Origin of the sequence: Rhizobium phaseoli (assembly GCF_010668805.1) — a bacterium.
GTDB classification, from domain to species: domain Bacteria; phylum Pseudomonadota; class Alphaproteobacteria; order Rhizobiales; family Rhizobiaceae; genus Rhizobium; species Rhizobium phaseoli_A.
Map to the genome: position 1 here is coordinate 1 of NZ_WUFT01000149.1, position 388 is coordinate 388.

The following is a 388-nucleotide window of genomic DNA, read 5'->3' on the forward strand; positions in this document are numbered from 1 at the left end:
GCTGGAACACTACATCGCCGCGCGGCACCAGCCATGCTTTTTCTCCGTACTGGAACGGCTTGTCAGGATGCACCGAGCACAACCCGGGATTGAGCTTCTGCTGCAACAGCGTTTCAGACGCGTCCGTCACCATCACGTCCGCCTTGCCCGCGAGAATCTGCTTGAAGATCGTCACGTTGTCCGGATAAACAACCTGGGTTGCATGCGGGAGGAACTGCTTCGCGAACCGCTCATTGGTGCCGCCCGGATTAAAGATCACCCGAGTGGACGGCTGATCGATCTGCCCAACCGTCTGGTACTTGTCGACGTCCTCGCAACGCACGATGGGCGACTTTCCGTCCACCTGATACGCGGCCGTGTAGAACGCCCGCTTTTGCCGGTCCAGTGT

General features: G+C 59.3%; 1 pseudogene. It reads right to left on the minus strand.

Going from position 1 to position 388, the window contains the following annotated elements:
• Positions 1-388 (minus strand): annotated as a pseudogene (locus tag GR197_RS31805) (transporter substrate-binding domain-containing protein); the annotation flags it as partial.